Origin of the sequence: Methylophaga sp. SB9B (assembly GCF_004832235.1) — a bacterium.
Lineage (GTDB): Bacteria > Pseudomonadota > Gammaproteobacteria > Nitrosococcales > Methylophagaceae > Methylophaga > Methylophaga muralis.
The window spans coordinates 1-254 of sequence record NZ_SSXS01000081.1 but is presented as its reverse complement, the minus strand read 5'-3'; the positions used below and the strand labels follow the sequence as shown (position 1 = coordinate 254).

The following is a 254-nucleotide window of genomic DNA, read 5'->3' as shown; positions in this document are numbered from 1 at the left end:
GATTGCAAACTTTGCGTCAATGTCTGCCCGACCGGTATTGATATCCGTAAAGGCCAACAGGAAGGTTGTATCACTTGTGGTTTGTGCATTGATGCCTGTGATTCGGTAATGGATAAAATCAATGAGCCGCGCGGCTTGATTCGTTACGCTTCATACGCTGAGTTGCAAGGTCATAGCAAACCGCAAGCGCTGTATAAACGTCCTCGAGTGATTATCTACACGCTGATCCTGTTGGCCTCTCTGGCAGGTATTGT

At 47.6% G+C, this 254-nt stretch carries 1 protein-coding gene; it reads left to right on the top strand.

The window, feature by feature from the left end:
* Nucleotides 1-254: 4Fe-4S dicluster domain-containing protein (locus E8Q33_RS15235; RefSeq protein ID WP_211116200.1), on the top strand; the 254-nt coding region annotated here is incomplete at both ends.